Consider the following 17784-nt stretch of genomic DNA (forward strand, 5'->3'; position numbering starts at 1 on the left):
ACGGAAAGTGACCGCAGCAGTGAATTCCTTTGGCCTGGACCTGCCCGACTACCCGTGGGAGGCCATGGCGCCCTACCTGGCCAAAGCCTCGGAGCATGCCGGGGGAGCCGTAAACCTCTCCATCGGGACGCCCGTTGATCCCACGCCGCAACTGGTGCAGGACGCGCTGAAAGCCGCTGCGGATGCTCCCGGTTATCCCACCGTTCACGGCACTCCGGCGCTCCGTAAGGCGATCGCAGGCTGGTTCGAGCGCCGGCGCGGCGTGTCCGGCCTGGATCCCCGGAACATCATGCCCACAGTGGGGTCCAAGGAACTCGTTGCGTGGCTGCCGCTGCTGCTGGGCCTCAAGCCCGGAGACGTCGTCGTCCGCCCCAAGGTGGCCTACCCGACGTACGACATCGGTGCCACCCTTGCCGGCGTCACGTCCGTTGCCACCGACAACCTGGACGAGCTCGATGATGCCACGCGTTCACGCGTGCGCCTTATCTGGGTCAATTCGCCCGGCAACCCCACCGGCAGCGTCCGCGATGCAGCATCGCTCAAGGCCCTGGTTGACCAGGCGCGTGACCTGGGCGCTGTGGTGGCCTCGGACGAATGCTACGCAGAGCTTGGCTGGGGCAGCTGGGACATCCAGCGCGGCGGCCAGCGGGTCCCCAGCATCCTTGATCCCCGTGTGGCCGGCGGCTCGCACCAGGGCCTGCTTGCCGTGTACTCCCTGAGCAAGCAGTCGAACCTTGCCGGCTACCGGGCCGCCTTCGTCGCCGGCGACCCTGACCTGATGCCAAACCTGGTCAACAGCCGCAAGCACGCCGGCATGATCGTCCCCTACCCGGTCCAGGAGGCCATGCGGGTTGCCCTGGGTGACGACGCCCACGTGGAAGCCCAGAAGGACCTCTACCGGGGCCGGCGGGAACGGCTGGTCCCCGCGCTGCTGGACTTCGGCCTGCAGATCAAGGATTCAGACGCCGGCCTCTACCTGTGGTCGACGGCGGGTGAGGATACCTGGGACACGGTGTCGCGGCTGGCCGGCCTTGGCATCGTCGTGGGCCCCGGTGTCTTCTACGGTGACGCCGGCAACGGCTATGTCCGGGTGGCGCTGACCGGATCCGACGAGCGCATCGACGCTGCGGTTGAACGGCTTGCCGGATCCTCTTCCTGAGGACACGTAATAATAGTGTGACTCGCCCCACATCCGGCGTGTTTTGGGCCGGATTGGAAGCCTTCGGATTAGTGACACCCGCCAAGGAGCGGTACTTTTTAAGTGACGATCAATGGTGGCTTTCTACAAGAAGGCAGCCCGGGTGTTGGAACCTGTCTCCTCAGGCTTCGTGCGCGGCTCACCTGATATTGGATCAAGCTTTCGACAGAGGCCGAAGACGCCTCATGAAGGGGACTCCATGACTGAGACCAACAATGCTGCGACCCTGCTCCATGCAGGTGGCGAGCTGAAGCTCCCGCGCATCCAGGTTGTTGAAGGGAACGAAGGTTACGACGTCTCCAAGCTGCTGAAGCAGACTGGCGCTGTCACGTTCGACCCCGGCTTCATGAACACCGCAGCAACCACCTCGGCGATCACCTACATCGACGGCGATGCCGGCATCCTGCGCTACCGCGGATATCCCATCGAGCAGCTGGCGCAGCACTCCAGCTTCCTCGAGGTGTCCTACCTGCTGATCTACGGCAACCTGCCCACGCCCACCGAGCTGGACGAGTTCGACCAGAAGATCCGGCGCCACACCCTGCTGCACGAGGAGCTCAAGGGCTTCTTCGGCGGCTTCCCGCGCGACGCGCACCCCATGCCGGTGCTGTCCTCGGCCGTGTCCGCGCTGTCCACCTTCTACCAGGACTCGCTGGACCCGTTCAACGCCGAGCAGGTGGAGGTTTCCACCATCCGCCTGATGGCCAAGCTGCCGGTTATTGCCGCCTACGCGCACAAGAAGTCCATCGGCCAGCCCATGCTGTACCCGGACAACTCCATGAACCTGGTGGAGAACTTCCTGCGCCTGAGCTTCGGCCTGCCCGCCGAGCAGTACGAGCTGGACCCGGTCATCGTCAAGGCCCTGGACCTGCTGCTCATCCTGCACGCAGACCACGAGCAGAACTGCTCGACCTCCACCGTCCGCCTGGTGGGCTCCTCCAACGCCAACCTCTTCGCCTCCGTCTCGGCCGGCATCAACGCCCTCTTTGGCCCCGCGCACGGTGGCGCCAACGAGGCCGTGCTGAAGATGCTCCGCCAGATCCAGGCCGAGGGCCTCAAGCCCGAGGACTACATGGAGAAGGTCAAGAACAAGGAAGACGGCGTCCGCCTCATGGGCTTCGGACACCGGGTCTACAAGAACTACGACCCGCGCGCCAAGATCGTTAAGGCCACGGCCCACGAGATCCTCAGCAAGCTCGGCGGCAACGACGAACTGCTGGATATCGCCATGCGCCTGGAAGAGAAGGCGCTCAGCGATGACTACTTCATCCAGCGCAAGCTCTACCCGAACGTGGACTTCTACACCGGCCTGATCTACAAGGCCATGGGCTTCCCGGAGAAGATGTTCACCGTGCTGTTCGCCATCGGCCGCCTGCCGGGTTGGATTGCCCAGTGGCGCGAAATGATCAGCGACCCGAACACCAAGATCGGCCGCCCGCGCCAGCTGTACATCGGTGAACCGGAGCGCGACTACCCCGTCCGCTGATCCCCACCGGCTCCCGGACCTCGCAAGCTCGGTCCGGGTCCCTCGCCGATGCGGGCCCACCCGCCGACAGGCATTACGACGACGGCCGCCCACCTTCCACAGGTGGGCGGCCGTTTCGTTTTATTCACCATCCACTGCTGAATAACGGCCCTTTTGGGGCTCAATAGGGCCGTTACGGAGCAATCGATGGGGAGGGCAGGGTCAGGAGGCGTAGCCCTGGGGGTTGTTCTTCTGCCAGCGCCAGTGGTCCTCGCACATCTGGTCGACGGTCTTGGTGGTGGACCAGCTCAGGTCCGCCAGGGCCGAGGTGGCGTCCGCCCAGAACGCGGGGAGGTCTCCGGCGCGCCGGCCGGTGATCTCATAGGGGATGGGCTTGCCCACGGCCTTCTCGAAGGAACGCAGGACCTCAAGGACGGAGGAGCCCTTCCCCGAGCCAAGGTTCCACCGGAACACGCCGGTCCGGTCCGCGATGTGGTTCAGCGCCGCGACATGCCCTTCGGCCAGATCCACCACGTGGATGTAGTCGCGCAGGCAGGTTCCGTCCGGGGTGTCGTAGTCGCCGCCGAACACCATGAGCTTCTCGCGGCGGCCCACGGCAACCTGGGCGATGAACGGCACCAGGTTGTTGGGGATGCCCTGCGGGTCTTCGCCGATCCGTCCTGAGGGGTGGGCGCCCACCGGGTTGAAGTAGCGCAGCAGTGCTATGTGCCAGCGGGGATCGGCTGCGCCCAGGTCTGCAAGGATGTCTTCGATCTGTTCCTTGGTGCGGCCGTAGGGGTTGTTGGCCCCGATCTCCATCTTTTCCACATAAGGGATGGGGTTGTGCTCGCCATAGACCGTGGCGGAAGAGCTGAAGACGATGGACCGGACGTCGTGCCGGTCCATGACGCGGATCAGGTTCAGGGTGCCTACAAGGTTGTTGTAGTAGTACTTCAGCGGTTCCTGCACGGATTCGCCCACGGCCTTGAGGCCGGCGAAGTGGATGACGGCGTCGATGCCCGCGCCGGCAAAGACCTTTTCGACGGCGGCCTCGTCCACCAGGTCCACGTGATGGAAGTCCGCGGTCTTGCCGCTGAGTTCCGCCACGCGGCGCAGTGATTCCTCGCTGGAGTTGACCAGGTTGTCGATGACGACCACGTCGTGGCCGGCTTCCTGCAGGGAAAGAACAGTGTGGGAACCGATATACCCGGTGCCCCCCGTAACCAAGATTTTCATGCCTCAACGCTATCCCACGGCAGGCGGTCCCCGCCCCTGCGTCCCGGATGGCGGGCGACCGCGCGCGGCAGTGGAAGCACAAGTGTGCTAATAAGGATGGTGCCCAAAATAGTAGACGCCGGTGCCAGGCGGCAGGATGTAGTCCAGGCGGTCCTCCGCATTATCGCCGTCGATGGGCTGGAGCGGGCCTCCCTGCGGGAAGTGGCGGATGAGGCCGGGCTGGCCGTGGGTTCGGTGCGGCATTACTTTGCGGGCAGCGAGGAACTCCTGGCGTTTACGTTCGGCATGGTGGTGGACCGGGTGGTGGGCCGGCTGGAGGCTTTGCTGCCGCCTGTCCGGGAGGCTGTCCGCGACAGCCACGCGCAGCGGGAGGCGGTATTAACCCTCCTGGGCGGCATGCTGCCCCTCGACGAGCAATCAGCCGTGGAAGCCTGCGCCTGGCTGGCCTTCAAGAACGCGGCACGCATCAGGCCGTTCCTTGCCGCGGAAGCAGACCGCAGCCACCGGGAAGTCGCCGCCATCGTGGGTGCAGTGGTTGCCGCTGTGCTGCCCGGTGATGAACCGCAGGAGAACCTGGTGCTGGAAGCCGAGCGGCTCCTGGCCATGCTGGACGGCCTGTGCATGCATGCCCTGCTGCAACCGGGCTGGATGACGGCCAGGATGTGCCGGGACGTCCTGGAACGGCACCTGGACGGCCTGGTGCGGTAAACACCTGCTGCATCCTCGCACCGTCCCGGCATTACCGCGGATAGGCTGCGGGAATAGACTGATAGCCGGTAAGCCGGACGGGCGCGTGGCGCCCGGAAGAAGTGGGCCAGGGGAAGGACTTTGGATGCAGCACGCAAGCGGTTCAGGATGGCAGATCACCACCGATACGTCCGGACCGATGATGATTGCGCTCTACGTCCGGGACGCCGCCGGCCTCAATGGTGTTGGCCGCCCCGTACTTTCGCATGCGGCGCCCAAGATCAGGCCGGCCGACCACACCCACCTGACCTCCGACGTCGGCGGCCTCAGCGCACTGAAGACTGAATGGGAGGCGTGGTGGGAGCAGCTGGTCAAGGCCCACCCGCACATGGCGCCGGAACTTTCGCCGCCCGGCTTTGAAGCCTTCGGCAACTCGCCAGCCCTCCAGCGGCTGCTGCACGCCCACTTCGGCGCTGCCCTCACCTGGGCCAGGGAACGGCGGAGCGAGTACGCCGAACTTGAAGCCGAACGCGTGGCAACCGGAACTGACCAGCTGCTCGGCGAGATGGTGGACGACAGGTTGATGGAAGTGGGCAGGAACTCACGCGACTTCACCCTGACAATTATCGAGCTGCCGCTGGATGAACAGCGCGCCTGGTACCTGGAGCCGGACAAGATCATCATGAGCCAGGAGCTCATGGGGCAGCCGGAACTGTTCCGCAGCTACGTCCAGCCGGTGCTCGAGATCCTGGTCTAGCGCGTCATCCCTCAGGACGACGGCGGCACTCAGCTCCCGCCGTCGTCCTTGCGCAAGGTGATGCGCACCTGGCCTTCGGCGGCGCCCGACTCCTTCCAGCCGTCCGCGCCGTTCCGCTGCCAGGTATGGCCGGCAACCTCCACTTGGGTCACTGAGAGGTCCTTGGCGTTGGCCACCGCCCACTGGGCAACCGACCATGCAAACGCTCCGTCGGCATCCACTACCAGGGACGCGCCGTCCACCTGCGCGTCCACGCCGCCGTACGCCTGCTCCAGCTCAGTGGCAACGGTGGCGGAGTTCCCGCCGGCCGTGGCGGAGCGAAGGGTGCACTGGACCCCGGCCGGGGTCTGCCCGGTAAGCCCGGACGCGAACGCGCGGCCCATGTCCTCGTGCTGGGCATACGCCTTGGGGTAGGCGGACCGCTGGACCCGCTGGGCGGCCTCGGTAATGTCCAGCGTCTCATAGTCCGGGATCTTCACCAGCGCGTCATAGAAGGCGTTAACGGCATAGTACGGATCCATGATCTGCGCCTCGGTGCCCCACCCCTGGGACGGCCGCTGCTGGAAGAGGCCCCGCGAGTCCGGGCCCGCCTGGTCTCCGTGCTCGATGTTGCGCAGCTTGGATTCCTGCATCGCCGTAGCCAGGGCGATGGTGGCAGCCCGCGGAGGGAGTCCACGCCGGACGGCTGCGGCGGTGATCAGCGCCGCGTTGGCTGCCTGATCCGGTGCCAGTTCCCCGCTCCGGCCTGCTGCTGCCGCCGTGCAGCGTTCCGAAACGAGTGTCTCGGAACGCTGCACGAAGTACACGGCCGTGTAGATCCCGCCTGCCAGCAGGGCAAGGGTGAGCAGCAGCACCGCCAGGCGGCGCAGGCCGCGTCTGCGCGCCACAGACAGAGGTGCCACGAAGGAATCAGTTGGCGTGCAGGGCGTCGTTCAGTTCCACGGTCTGCCCCTTGCGGGGGAGGGCCTCCACGGCGCCCGTGGTGGAGTTGCGGCGGAACAGCAGGTTGGGCACGCCGGAAAGCTCGGCAGCCTTGACGATCCTGGTGGTGTCCTCGCCCACCTCGTCCTTCGGGCCCGGAACGCGGACGCGGGTGCCGGCCGTGACGTAGAGGCCGGCTTCCACCACCGAATCGTCACCGATGCTGATGCCCACACCTGAGTTTGCGCCAAGCAGGACACGCTCGCCGATGGTGATCTTTTCCTTGCCGCCGCCGGAGAGGGTGCCCATGATGGAGGCGCCGCCGCCAACGTCGCTGCCGTCGCCGGTCACGACGCCTGCGGAAATGCGGCCTTCCACCATGGAGGTGCCCAGGGTTCCGGCGTTGAAGTTGACGAAGCCCTCATGCATGACGGTGGTCCCGGCCGCGAGGTGCGCGCCGAGGCGGACCCGGTCGGCGTCGGCGATGCGGACACCGCTGGGGACCACGTAGTCCACCATGCGCGGGAACTTGTCGATGCCGTAGACCGTTACCGCCCCGCGGCGGCGCAGTTTGGCGCGCGTCAGTTCAAAGCCTTCGACGGCGGCCGGCCCGAAGTTGGTCCACACGACGTTGGGAAGCTTGCCGAAGATGCCGTCCAGGTTGATGGTGTTGGGCCGGACCAGGCGGTGCGAGAGCAGGTGCAGCCGGAGGTAGGCGTCGGCCGTGTCCGCGGGGGCTTCATCCAGGTTGATCTGGACAAAGACCACCTTCTGCTCGGTGCCGCGGTCTTCGTCCCGGCCGTTTTCGGCGATACTGGTCAGGGCTTCGTCGGCGTTCTCCACGGAGCGGAGGTTCTCGGCCGCCACGCCGAGTGCCGGTGCGGGGAACCAGGCGTCCAGGACGGTGGCCTCGCCGCCGGAGGTGGCGATGGTGGCCACGCCAAAGCCGTAGGCGGAACGGTCGTCAGCGGAGGAAGTCAGGGTTTCGGGCACAGCGGAAGAAGCGGTCTCAGTCATGTCCCCCAGTCTATCGAGGGCGGGGCAGCCGGTTCGAACTAGACTGGCTTCGTGACTGCCGAAACCGCGCCCCAACCCGCCGTGACCACCCTCGACCTCCGCCAGGACGTGGCGTTGTTGACCGCAGCATTGATGGATATCAACAGCGTGTCGGGCAATGAGCAACAGCTTGCCGACGCCGTCGAAGCCGCCCTCCTGAAGGTTCCCCAGCTCACGGTGGTGCGGGACGGGGATGCCATCATTGCCCGTACAGAGCTTGGCCTGGATGAGCGCGTCATCCTGGCCGGACACCTGGACACCGTTCCACTGCCGACGACTGAGGGCGCCAAGGGTACCGTGCCGTCCACCTGGGAGTCCGGAGTCCCCGGGGAAGGCATCGTGTACGGGCGCGGCGCCACGGACATGAAGGGCGGCGTGGCGGTCCAGCTCGCCCTGGCGGCAGGCCTGTTCGACGGCGGCGCCCAGCCCCGGCGGGACGTCACCTTCGTGTTCTACGACCACGAGGAAGTGGAGGCGGTGAAGAGCGGCCTTGGCCGCCTGGTCCGGAACCACGGGGATCTGCTGCAGGGCAGCTTCGCCATCCTGTTGGAGCCGACGGACGGCAACGTGGAGGGCGGCTGCAACGGCACCAGCCGGTTCGAGGCCACCACGCTGGGGGAGGCCGCACACTCAGCACGTGCGTGGATGGGCAGCAACGCCATCCACGCCGCAGCGCCCATACTGGCGCGCCTGGCGGCCTACGAGCCGCGGACCATCAACGTGGACGGCCTGGACTACCGCGAGAGCCTGAACGCGGTGAAGATCAACGGCGGCACGGCCGGCAACGTCATCCCGGACCGCTGCGTGGTGGAAATCAACTACCGGTTCGCGCCCGACAAGACGCCGGACCAGGCCGAAGCCCACGTCAGGGAGCTGCTGAAGGGCTTCGACGTGGTCCGCACCGATGCCGCCGCGGGAGCCCGTCCCGGGCTGCAGCACCCGGCCGCCGCCTCCTTTGTTGCGGCAGTCGGAGCCGAGCCCAAGCCCAAATATGGCTGGACCGACGTCGCGCGTTTCAGCGAGCTGGGCATCCCGGCCGTGAACTTTGGTCCCGGCGACGCGCTGCTGGCGCACAAGGACAACGAGCACGTCCACGCCGATGCCATCCGCAAATGCCTGGACGCGCTCAAAAGCTGGCTGGTTCTGTAAGGCCGCTAAGAGGCTGGTTGACCAAGAACGGCGCTGGCCCAGCCGCGTAACAACGGGAAGTGCCCCNCACTTCCCGTTGTTGGTGCTCGCGGCTGCGGTTAGACCTCCGCGGGAACCACAGCTGCGGGAATCACGGCTGCGCCCGGCTTCCGGGAGAGCCGGCGCTCCAGCCATTTAGCGAAGGCTGCCAGGATCAGGCACATCCCCACGTAGAGCAAGGCGGCAACGATGGCTGCCGGGATAATGGGGGAACCGTACTGGATCTGGCTGCCAAAGTATTTCGCCTGGAAGAGGATCTCGTTGTACGTGACGATGAACCCGAGGGCGGTGTCCTTCAGGATGACCACCAGCTGGGAAATGATGACCGGAAGCATGGACCGGACGGCTTGGGGAAGCAGGATGCTCGTCATGACTTGGCTCTTGGGAAGGCCGATGGCATACCCGGCTTCACTCTGGCCCCGCGGCAGGGACTCGATGCCGGCCCGGAACACCTCAGCAAGGACCGACCCGTTGTACAGCACCAGGCCCGCAACCACTGCGGTGAAAGGAGTGATTCCCTGGACGCCGATAGTGGGCAGCCCGTAGTAGAAAATCATCATGAGGATCAGCAGCGGAACTGCCCGGAACAGTTCAGTGAAGCCGTAGCACGGGGCACTGATCCAGCGGCGGTCCGACAAACGGCCAAACGCCAGGAGCACGCCGAGGACCAGGCTGAGAACAGCCGCGGTCCCGAAGGCGGCCAATGTGGCACCCACGGACTGGGCAATGGTTTGTTGCACCAGCGGGAAGGTGAACAGCTGCCACTTCTTGGCCTCGAACTGACCGCTCTCCGCGAAGCGGAGCACCACGAATCCAACGATCAGCAGGATCACGAGGGCGGTGACGACGCCGAGGATCCGGTAGCGGCCACGGGCCTTTGGGCCGGGGGCGTCAAAAAGGATTGAACTCATCGTGCAACCTTCCACTTCTGTTCAAGCTTTCGCTGCAGCGCGGAAAGAATGAAGACAAGGATGATGAACACCAGCGCCACCCACAGGAGGCCGATCATCGCCGGCTCGCCGCGCTCGGAGAGGTTTGCCCGGATGGCGCCGGCTTCAAAGACCGAGAAACCGGCGGCGACCGTGGTGTTCTTGAGCAGGGCGATGAACACGCTGAACATCGGCGGGATGACGGCGCGGAAAGCCTGCGGCAGGATCACAAGGGTCAGGGTTTGGGTGAACGGCAGGCCGATGGCGCGGGCAGCCTCGGCCTGGCCTACCGGCACGGTGTTAATGCCGGAGCGGACCGCTTCCGCCACGTACGTGGCCGTGTAGAGGCTCAGGCCAATGATCGCGGCGGTGGTGAAGTCGATCGGTACCAGGCCCAGTTTCGGGTACCCGAGGGCGAAGAAGAAGAGAACCAGCGTCAGCGGGGTATTGCGTACCACGTTGACATAAAGGGTCGCCGTGGCGCGCATGGCCGGAACGGGGGAGACCCGAAGCGCGGCAACGATGGTACCGAGGACCAGGGCGAAGATCGCCGAGAAGAAGAAAAGTATGAGTGTGTTCCGGAAACCCGTAATGAAGAGATCCGAATTGTTCAGCAGCGTATTCACAGAATCGTCGCTTTCGACAGTGGAAGAGGGGGCGGCTGAATGGCCGCCCCCTCGACTTTGGTTTTAGTAGTTCTCTACCTTGGGCTGTTCAACCTTCGTGCCCGACTGGCCCAGCGTCTGGTCGTAGATCTTCTGCCACACAGAGTTACCGTCCGTGAACGTCTTGTTCATGAACTGTCGCAGCGCGGTGTCGCCCTTCTTCAGTCCGACACCGTACTTCTCAGTGGTGAACGGCTGGCCGACGACCTTCAGGCTGTCCGGTTCCTGGGCCGCGTAGCCGAGCAGGATGGCCTGGTCGGTGGTGACCGCGTCAACCTGGCCGCTCTTGAGCGCCTCAACGCACTGCGAGTAGGTATCAAACTCGGTGGTCTTGGTGTCCGGGAAGTTCGCCTTGATGTTCTGGATCGGAGTGGAACCCGTGGCCGAGCAAACGTTCTTGCCGGAGAGGTCCTTCTCGCTATTGATGCTGGAGTTGTCCTTCTTCACCAGCAGGCCCTGGCCGGTGACGAAGTAGGGTCCGGCAAAGTCGATCAGCTGCTTGCGCTTGTCCGTGATGGAGTAGGTGCCCACGTAGTAGTCGATGTCACCGTTGGTGATGGCGGACTCGCGGTTGGCGGACGGAATGGGCTTGAACTCAATCTTGTCCTTGCTCATGCCCAGCGATGCTGCCATCCACTTGGCGATCTCAATGTCGAAGCCCGTGTATTCGCCGGTGGCCGCGTCTTTGAAGCCAAGGCCCGGCTGGTCCTGCTTGACGCCGATGCGGACTTTGCCGCTGGACTTGATGGCGTCGTAGGTGGGGCTGCCGGTGAGGGTCACGTTGTCAGCCACCTTGTAGGGGGCTTCGTCCGTGCCGGAGGAAGCCGTGCCGCCACCGCCGGAACCGCCACAGGCGCTGAGGGAAAGAGCCAACGCCGCGGTTGCCGCGACAAACAGCGGCTTCTTCCGGGTAAAGAAATTCTTCATCAGATACCTTTCATTGGTTGGCCGCCCGCGGCGGCCTGATGGGGTGCGGTGTGCTTAGTGGGTGAGGAGCTTGGACAGGAAGTCCTTGGCGCGGTCGCTCTTCGGGTTGGTGAAGAACTCCTCGGGCGTCTCATCCTCGACAATCTGGCCGTCGGCCATGAAGACCACCCGGTCCGCGGCCTTGCGGGCGAAGCCCATCTCGTGGGTGACCACGATCATCGTCATACCTTCCTTCGCCAGTTGCACCATGACGTCCAGGACCTCGTTGATCATCTCGGGGTCGAGCGCGGAGGTGGGCTCGTCGAACAGCATGACCTTTGGCTTCATTGCCAGGGCACGTGCAATCGCGACGCGCTGCTGCTGGCCGCCGGAGAGCTGGGCGGGAAGCTTTGGCGCCTGCTGGCCGACGCCCACGCGCTCAAGCAGGGCCATGGCCTCCTTTTCAGCTTCCGCCTTCGACGTCCCTTTGACCTTGATGGGTCCAAGCGTGACGTTTTCAAGGATGGACTTGTGCGCGAACAGGTTGAAGGACTGGAAAACCATTCCGACGTCGGCGCGGAGCTTGGCCAGCTCCTTGCCTTCTTCCGGCAGGACCTTCCCGTCAATGGAGATGGTTCCGCCCTCGATGGTCTCAAGGCGGTTGATGGCCCGGCAGAGGGTGGACTTACCGGATCCCGAGGGCCCGATGACCACAACAACCTCACCCTTGCGGACCTGGAGGTTGATGTCCTTTAGAACGTGCAGCTGGCCGTAATGCTTATTAACGGCCTTCAGGGAGACGAGAGCATCGCCGGGCACATGAGTAGTCATAAGAAAGAATCTAGCGAACAACGCTGCGTTATGACGCCAATCACCCCAAGTTCATGCCGATCGTGATTCAAGAGATACCTGGCGCTGGAGGTTAGCCTAGGGGAATGAGTATCAACGCAGATCCGGCCAAGAATTCACAGCCGCGCCGTAAGGGGCCCCTTGAGCTGCGCCGCAAGCAGGCGGCCGTGGAAATGTCGGACCAGCATTTGCTCGATACCAAGGGGCCGGGCCAGTTCGTCCACACGGACCCCTGGCGGGTCCTGCGGATCCAGAGCGAATTCGTGGAAGGCTTTGGCGCTCTCGCGGACATCGGTAAAGCGGTCAGCGTCTTCGGGTCGGCACGCACCAAACCGGGCAGTATCTACTATGAGATGGGCGTGGAAGTAGGCCGCAAGCTCGCTGAAGCCGGCGTGGCGGTGATCACCGGCGGCGGCCCGGGCTCCATGGAGGCGGCCAACAGGGGGACGGTCGAAGGCAACGGCGTGTCGGTGGGCCTGGGCATTGAACTGCCGTTCGAGCAGGGCCTGAACCAGTGGGTGGACCTCGGGATCAACTTCCGCTACTTCTTCGCCCGGAAGACCATGTTCGTTAAGTATGCGCAGGGCTTCATCGTGCTGCCCGGCGGCCTGGGCACACTGGATGAACTGTTCGAGGCCATGGTCCTGGTGCAGACCCGGAAGGTGACCTCCTTCCCCATCGTGCTCCTCGGCATCGACTTCTGGGGGCCCATGATCGACTGGATCCGCGGCACGCTGGTGGCCGAAGGCATGGTCTCGGAGAAGGACCTCGACCTCATCCAGCTGGTGGACGACCCCGCGGAAGCAGTGGACCGGGTCCTGCACGGCGGGGTGACCCCTTCCCTGAACGGGGAACAGCGGCCCGAGTAGCCGCGCACCGGAGTTTGCGCCACAGGTCTGGCACGATGGAACAGTGAGTTTCTTTCTGGTCTTCCTCGCCGTCGTGCTGGTAGCGGCGGTCCTTTGGGCCGTCCTGGGCGGGCGTTCCCGCAAGACGGGCGGCGTTGCGCTGCCCACCCTGCTGGACGGCGGCTTCGGAGATCCGCCCGCCAACCTTCCGCCGGTACTGCTGCCGGAGCACGCAGGACCGGAGGACGTGGCCCGTCTGCGTTTCTCGCTGGGCCTTCGCGGCTACCGGATGGACCAGGTGGACCAGGTGCTGGACGAACTGGCGGACCAGCTGGCCGCCCGGGACGCGGAACTTGCGGAGCTTCGTGGCCGGCTGGCGGCAAAGGACGACCATCCCGGGCAACCGTTCGACGGCGGACCCGCGCCTGCTGCGCCCGCAGTGGAAGAGGCGGAAACAGAAGGCGCGGACGGGGATACCGACAGCGTGCGCCATGAGGGTGCCGTGCAGGGGAAGGGCGGCCTGTGAGCACAGTGGCCCGCCGCAGCCCGCTTGCTTCCGCCAGCGATGCGGCCCGCCGCGCTGCCGGAACTGTGCGCGGCTGGCCATGGTGGGTCCAGGTCACCGCCCTCTATGCCGGCGCCCGGCTGGTCTCCGCCTGCATCTTCATGGCCGCGGCGCTCCACCAGGGCCCCAATCCGTGGTTCCCGGCCAAGCCGGACTACTGGAACTTCATCAATATCTGGGATGCCCGCTGGTACGGCCAGGTCATCGCCGGCGGCTACCCCTCGGTGCTTCCCACGGACGCCGCCGGCAACGTGCAGGAAAATACGTGGGCGTTCTATCCGCTCTTTCCCGCTCTGGCCGGCGGACTAAGCCGTATCACAGGCCTGGCTCCTGCTGCCTCCCTGACCCTGGTGGCCATGCTGGCCGGCTGGGGTGCGGCGCTGGCGGTGTACACCCTTTTCCGGCAGAAGGCCCAGCACGCCCCTGCCATGTGGGGTGTTGCGTTCTTTTCAGTGTTTCCCGTTTCCGCTGTGCTGCAGGTGCCGTACGCTGAGCCGCTGTCCCTCCTGCTGCTCGCGGTGGCCCTGCTCCTGCTGGTGCGGCGCCAATACCTCTGGGCCATCCCTATGGTGGTGCTGCTGTGCCTCTCCCGGCCTGTCGGCGTGCCCTTCGCCGCGATGACGGGGCTGCTGCTGGTCTTCCGCGCGGTCACCTACGCACGCACCGGCCCGGAGCGTCCGGCCGGTGAAGGCGCCCACTCCGTCCGGGACCTGGCGGCGCTGACCGGGCTTACCGCCGTCGCCGGCTTGTCGGCACTTGCCTGGCCCGCGGCCGCCTGGGCGGCGACGGGTGACCCGCAGGCCTACACCAAGACCGAAACCGTCTGGCGCGGCCAGGACCTGGTCCCGTTCAAGCCCTGGTTCGATACCGGCGTCGAACTCTTCGGCCCCGTGCTGGGCGTCCTTGCCCCGCTGGTCTTCGTTGCGCTGTTCGCCGCCATGCTGTTCCTGCCCCCAGTCGTGCGCCTCGGCGTCGAACTCCGGCTTTGGTGCGCCTGCTACATGGGCTACCTGGTGGTGTTCCTGCACCCCCAGACCAGCACGTTCAGGATGCTGCTTCCGCTGTTTCCGCTGGCCTTGGGGGCCGCTTTCCTCTCGCGGTCGAAGGCCTACCGGGGGACGGTGGTGGTCATGTTCCTGCTGCTCCAGATCGTCTGGATCGTCTGGCTGTGGGCCTGGGCCCAGCTGCCCGGCGGAGGGGATTATCCGCCCTAGCAAATCCGGCTTCCGTGCAGGTCAGGGCGGGAAAAACACCGGTATGGAAATGTCCATCGATTAGCTACGTGCGGGTAATTCCGGGATAATGATAGGTAAGCAAGGACATAAGCATTCAGAAAACGAGCAGCCTTGGCGGTGGAAGCACCACCCCGCCATAGCGGCCTGATCGACATGCGGACACAGCCCGCCCGGGCTGATCAGTCCTGGGACAAAATGGAGGGGAATTCCTCATGGCGGCTATGAAACCACGCACCGGCGACGGCCCAATGGAAGTCACCAAGGAGGGCCGCAGCCTGATCATGCGCGTCCCGCTCGAAGGCGGCGGACGCCTGGTGGTCGAACTGAACGCTGCCGAAGCAGCCAACCTCAAGGAATGCCTGGTAGGCGTTACCGAATAGTCGTGCCGGTCAGGGTGCGCCGCCCACGGGCTGCGCACCCTGACCTTTTTGGAAGGCTATTTCTTGACGGCCACCAGCAGGCCGTCACCGGTGGGAAGCATCGCCGAAGACAGCCTGTCGTCGTCGCGGATTGCCTTGCCCACCTGCCGAAGGGTTACCGTGTTGGGCTCCCGCCCCGCAGGATTGGCAACCTTGTCCTTGTCCAGGGCGTCGTTGATGATCAGCAGCCCTGCCCGCTTGAGCAGCCGGATGGCCTGTTCCACGTAACCAGGCAGGCCGGGCTTGTCCGCGTCAATGAACACAAGGTCGTAGGCGCCGTCCGTGAGCCGCGGCAGGACATCGCCGGCACGGCCGGAAATGGTGCGGGTGCGGTTGGCGGGGCTGCCGGCCTCGGCGAACGCTTCGCGCGCAGCACGCAGGTGCTCAACGTCCACGTCGATGGTGGTCAGGACGGCGTGCGGGCCAAGGCCCCGGAGCAGGCAGACGCCGGAGACACCGGCGCCGGTGCCGATCTCGACGGCGGTCTGGGCTTTGGAAGCAGCAGCCAGCACTGTAAGGACGGCGCCGACGCCGGGGCTGATGGCGCTGACGCCCAGTTCGAAAGAGCGCTCCCGTGCCCGAAGCATAACCTCATCCTCAGCGGGCAGATCTTCTGCATAGGACCAGCTGCTGGACTTGTCGGCGCTCATGAATTATCGCTTTCTGGGCGTAAGGGGGGGAATGTCTCCTCAAGCCTACTGGGTCCGGCCCGGCTGGCCCGGGAAGCCGCCGTTGCGCCCAAGGCTGAAGTTGGCCCCCGGTCAGGAAATTCCCAGCCAAGTTTGACATGATTAGTATCCGCTCATCCAAAAGGTGACCGGCGCCGAATCAGAGATGTCAACAGTATCCGGGCGTTAGCATTCCACGAGGGGAGTGGACGATGTCATCTTCAGTTGTGGCACCTGTCCCTGCAGTAAGCCATCCCGATGATGAGTGGGTCCGTCCCACCTGGGAAGAAGTGGTCACCAACCACTCGGCGAAGGTTTACCGGCTGGCATACCGCCTGACCGGTAACAAGTTCGACGCCGAGGACCTCACCCAGGAGGTGTTCGTGCGCGTCTTCCGCTCACTGGACAACTTCAAACCGGGAACACTCGACGGCTGGCTGCACCGCATCACCACCAACCTGTTCCTCGACCAGGCCCGCCGGAAGACCCGCATCCGCTTCGACGCCCTGGCGGAGGACGCCGAGTCCCGCCTCCCCGGCCGTGAGCCGGGTCCCGAGCAGAGCTTCGAGCTGAACAACCTTGACCTGGACGTGCAGGCCGCGCTGGAGGAGCTTCCGCCGGACTTCCGCGCCGCCGTGGTCCTGTGCGACCTGGAGGGGCTGTCCTACGACGAAGTCGCCGAAGCCCTGGGTGTGAAGCTGGGCACCGTCCGCTCCCGTATCCACCGGGGCAGGACCATGCTTCGGGAAAAGCTGGCCCACCGTGACCCGCGCCCGCAGCAGTCCCGCCGCAAGCTTTCGATGCCCCGCATCGCCGGCATTCTCTGAACGGCGCATGAAGCCACAGTTTCCTTTCGGCGGCAGGCATCAACGCACCGGCAGGCACATGGAAGCATGCCACGAGTGTGCGTCCGCCATGCGCCGGGAGCGGCAGTATCTTGAGCGGCTTCGGGAAGCCCCAATCCCACCCGCCAGTGACGACCTGACCACGCGGCTGCTGACGCGCACCCACGAGCTCGCCGCGCAACCCCCGGTGCCTGTCCAGCAGGGCGTCACACCGCGCATCGCAGCCCGGGCGCTCGCTTTCACGGCCGGCGGAACCATGGCCGCGGCCGGAGTGCTGGCGGTGGGCGCCTTCACGGCGGCCGGTGATCCTGAAACGGGCGGGCCAGCGGGAACCGAAGCGGCGTTTTCCCATGCCTCGTCCCAGACCCCCGCCGACGGCCGCACGCTTACTGACGCCCAGCTGGCCACCTTGCGTTCCGAAGGATGGGCCTGTCCCGAACTGCAGGCGATGGGGTTCCACCTGCAAGCGGCCCGCGCGCTGGTGGTTGACGGGCAGCCCGCGGTGGAACTGCGCTTCACGGACGGAGCCCACCACGCCACTGTCACTGAACAGCATGCGCTGGCCACGGAAGCGGCGGACCAGTCCCCGGCCGGCGTCGGTCAAACGGAAGGGGAGGGCGGCCCGCTGCACGTGTGGGGAACGTCCCCCGGGGCTGCGACCTACCGGACGGCCGGGCTCACCATCACCTACCGGTCCGACCTGCCGGCGGAGCAGGCGGATGATGCCCTGCCCATCCTGCAGCGGCGTGCCGAAACCGCCTCGGAGGGCGTTGCGGCCGAGGTGCCGGAAGCCGCCGGGGGGCAGTCAGCGGAGCCGCTGGAGGCGCGGCTGGAACGCGGCATCAGCAAGATCGCAGCCCTGTTCAGCCGGTGACACGGACTGTTTACCCGTCCGCCGGACGGGAATCGTCACTCTCAGCCTGGAGAGGGTAATCTTCCTAAAGTGTTTGGAATCAACGGCCCGGAGTTCATACTTCTGCTGATCATTGGCGTCCTGGTGATCGGCCCCCAGAGGCTGCCCGAATATACCCAGAAGCTTGCAAACCTGGTCAAGGAACTTCGGCGGATGGCTTCCGGCGCGCGTGAACAGATCAAGGAAGAAGTAGGCATCGACATCGACGATGTCGACTGGAAGAAGTACGACCCCCGCCAATACGATCCCCGCCGCATCATCAAGGAAGCACTGCTCGACGACACCAAACCCGTCAGTTCCGGTGCCCCGGCAGCCGTGGCTGCCGTTTCAGGTGCCGCAGCGGTGGCGGATTCGGCGCCCAAGCGGCCCGAAAGGGTCGTGGAACGGCTGGCGCCGGGGGAAACGGCCCCGTTCGACACCGAAGCAACCTAGGC

20 protein-coding genes are annotated in these 17784 nt (G+C 65.4%); 12 read left to right on the top strand and 8 right to left on the bottom strand.

The window, feature by feature from the left end; genetic code table 11:
• The first annotated feature begins 7 nt into the window (after positions 1 to 7).
• Together dapC and ACTJK0_RS08240 are read left to right on the top strand one after the other, a co-directional pair.
• On the top strand, positions 8 to 1159 hold the full coding sequence (gene dapC / locus ACTJK0_RS08235; protein ID WP_440744855.1) for a succinyldiaminopimelate transaminase: 1152 nt from the start codon (positions 8 to 10) through the stop codon (positions 1157 to 1159).
• A 238-nt stretch (positions 1160 to 1397) separates the two neighbouring features.
• Positions 1398 to 2684, top strand: coding sequence for a citrate synthase (locus tag ACTJK0_RS08240; protein WP_018768605.1), 1287 nt, complete (start codon positions 1398 to 1400; stop codon positions 2682 to 2684).
• 201 nt (positions 2685 to 2885) lie between these two features.
• Here the strand turns inward: ACTJK0_RS08240 and galE are convergent, their stop codons facing one another.
• Positions 2886 to 3899: a UDP-glucose 4-epimerase GalE gene (galE, locus tag ACTJK0_RS08245; protein WP_440744856.1), complete on the bottom strand. Its 1014-nt coding sequence runs from the start codon at positions 3897 to 3899 to the stop codon at positions 2886 to 2888.
• 99 nt (positions 3900 to 3998) lie between these two features.
• Here galE and ACTJK0_RS08250 point away from each other — a divergent pair, with 99 nt between their 5' ends.
• On the top strand, positions 3999 to 4607 hold the full coding sequence (locus tag ACTJK0_RS08250) for a TetR/AcrR family transcriptional regulator (RefSeq protein WP_440744857.1): 609 nt from the start codon (positions 3999 to 4001) through the stop codon (positions 4605 to 4607).
• 124 nt (positions 4608 to 4731) lie between these two features.
• Positions 4732 to 5343, top strand: coding sequence for a hypothetical protein (locus ACTJK0_RS08255; RefSeq protein WP_440744858.1), 612 nt, complete (start codon positions 4732 to 4734; stop codon positions 5341 to 5343).
• A 29-nt stretch (positions 5344 to 5372) separates the two neighbouring features.
• Here ACTJK0_RS08255 and ACTJK0_RS08260 read toward each other — a convergent pair whose 3' ends face one another.
• Together ACTJK0_RS08260 and dapD are read right to left on the bottom strand one after the other, a co-directional pair.
• On the bottom strand, positions 5373 to 6230 hold the full coding sequence (locus ACTJK0_RS08260; protein WP_440744911.1) for a hypothetical protein: 858 nt from the start codon (positions 6228 to 6230) through the stop codon (positions 5373 to 5375).
• Between the two features lie 22 nt (positions 6231 to 6252).
• Positions 6253 to 7281, bottom strand: a complete 1029-nt coding sequence (gene dapD, locus ACTJK0_RS08265) for a 2,3,4,5-tetrahydropyridine-2,6-dicarboxylate N-succinyltransferase (protein WP_110541203.1) — start codon at positions 7279 to 7281, stop codon at positions 6253 to 6255.
• A gap of 51 nt (positions 7282 to 7332) precedes the next feature.
• Between dapD and dapE the strand changes: the two genes are divergently transcribed.
• Complete coding sequence (gene dapE, locus ACTJK0_RS08270) at positions 7333 to 8469, top strand: succinyl-diaminopimelate desuccinylase (protein ID WP_440744859.1); 1137 nt, start codon at positions 7333 to 7335, stop codon at positions 8467 to 8469.
• Positions 8470 to 8567: 98 nt separating this feature from the next.
• Here dapE and ACTJK0_RS08275 read toward each other — a convergent pair whose 3' ends face one another.
• From ACTJK0_RS08275 to ACTJK0_RS08290, 4 genes are all read right to left on the bottom strand, one after another.
• Complete coding sequence (locus ACTJK0_RS08275; RefSeq protein WP_110541201.1) at positions 8568 to 9419, bottom strand: amino acid ABC transporter permease; 852 nt, start codon at positions 9417 to 9419, stop codon at positions 8568 to 8570.
• Positions 9416 to 10063 carry an amino acid ABC transporter permease gene (locus ACTJK0_RS08280; RefSeq protein ID WP_110541200.1) on the bottom strand — a complete coding sequence of 216 codons (648 nt, stop codon included), beginning with the start codon at positions 10061 to 10063 and terminating at the stop codon, positions 9416 to 9418. Before ACTJK0_RS08280 ends, ACTJK0_RS08275 begins: the two co-directional genes overlap by 4 nt.
• Positions 10064 to 10126: 63 nt before the next feature.
• A complete protein-coding gene (locus tag ACTJK0_RS08285; protein WP_110541199.1) occupies positions 10127 to 11029 on the bottom strand; it encodes a glutamate ABC transporter substrate-binding protein in 903 nt (300 codons plus the stop codon).
• A gap of 54 nt (positions 11030 to 11083) precedes the next feature.
• Positions 11084 to 11839: an amino acid ABC transporter ATP-binding protein gene (locus ACTJK0_RS08290; protein ID WP_110541198.1), complete on the bottom strand. Its 756-nt coding sequence runs from the start codon at positions 11837 to 11839 to the stop codon at positions 11084 to 11086.
• 104 nt (positions 11840 to 11943) lie between these two features.
• Here ACTJK0_RS08290 and ACTJK0_RS08295 point away from each other — a divergent pair, with 104 nt between their 5' ends.
• The 4 genes from ACTJK0_RS08295 (at position 11944) to ACTJK0_RS08310 (ending at position 14885) form a co-directional block, all read left to right on the top strand.
• Positions 11944 to 12726: a TIGR00730 family Rossman fold protein gene (locus tag ACTJK0_RS08295; RefSeq protein ID WP_110541197.1), complete on the top strand. Its 783-nt coding sequence runs from the start codon at positions 11944 to 11946 to the stop codon at positions 12724 to 12726.
• A 43-nt stretch (positions 12727 to 12769) separates the two neighbouring features.
• A complete protein-coding gene (locus ACTJK0_RS08300) occupies positions 12770 to 13231 on the top strand; it encodes a DivIVA domain-containing protein (RefSeq protein ID WP_110541196.1) in 462 nt (153 codons plus the stop codon).
• Complete coding sequence (locus tag ACTJK0_RS08305; protein WP_440744860.1) at positions 13228 to 14484, top strand: hypothetical protein; 1257 nt, start codon at positions 13228 to 13230, stop codon at positions 14482 to 14484. Before ACTJK0_RS08300 ends, ACTJK0_RS08305 begins: the two co-directional genes overlap by 4 nt.
• Before the next feature lie 233 nt (positions 14485 to 14717).
• On the top strand, positions 14718 to 14885 hold the full coding sequence (locus ACTJK0_RS08310) for a DUF3117 domain-containing protein (RefSeq protein WP_009357720.1): 168 nt from the start codon (positions 14718 to 14720) through the stop codon (positions 14883 to 14885).
• A gap of 56 nt (positions 14886 to 14941) precedes the next feature.
• Here the strand turns inward: ACTJK0_RS08310 and ACTJK0_RS08315 are convergent, their stop codons facing one another.
• Positions 14942 to 15574, bottom strand: a complete 633-nt coding sequence (locus ACTJK0_RS08315) for an O-methyltransferase (protein ID WP_440744861.1) — start codon at positions 15572 to 15574, stop codon at positions 14942 to 14944.
• A 230-nt stretch (positions 15575 to 15804) separates the two neighbouring features.
• On the opposite strand from ACTJK0_RS08315, the gene sigE reads away from it, so the two are divergent.
• The 3 genes from sigE to ACTJK0_RS08330 all read left to right on the top strand — a co-directional run bounded on the left by sigE (position 15805) and on the right by ACTJK0_RS08330 (position 17782).
• On the top strand, positions 15805 to 16419 hold the full coding sequence (gene sigE / locus ACTJK0_RS08320; RefSeq protein WP_043450580.1) for an RNA polymerase sigma factor SigE: 615 nt from the start codon (positions 15805 to 15807) through the stop codon (positions 16417 to 16419).
• A gap of 7 nt (positions 16420 to 16426) precedes the next feature.
• On the top strand, positions 16427 to 17311 hold the full coding sequence (locus ACTJK0_RS08325; protein WP_440744862.1) for an anti-sigma factor: 885 nt from the start codon (positions 16427 to 16429) through the stop codon (positions 17309 to 17311).
• 69 nt (positions 17312 to 17380) lie between these two features.
• Positions 17381 to 17782, top strand: coding sequence for a Sec-independent protein translocase TatB (locus tag ACTJK0_RS08330; protein ID WP_110541192.1), 402 nt, complete (start codon positions 17381 to 17383; stop codon positions 17780 to 17782).
• Positions 17783 to 17784: the final 2 nt, after the last annotated feature.

It is taken from the genome of Paenarthrobacter sp. 22069 (assembly GCF_052046035.1).
Lineage (GTDB): Bacteria > Actinomycetota > Actinomycetes > Actinomycetales > Micrococcaceae > Arthrobacter.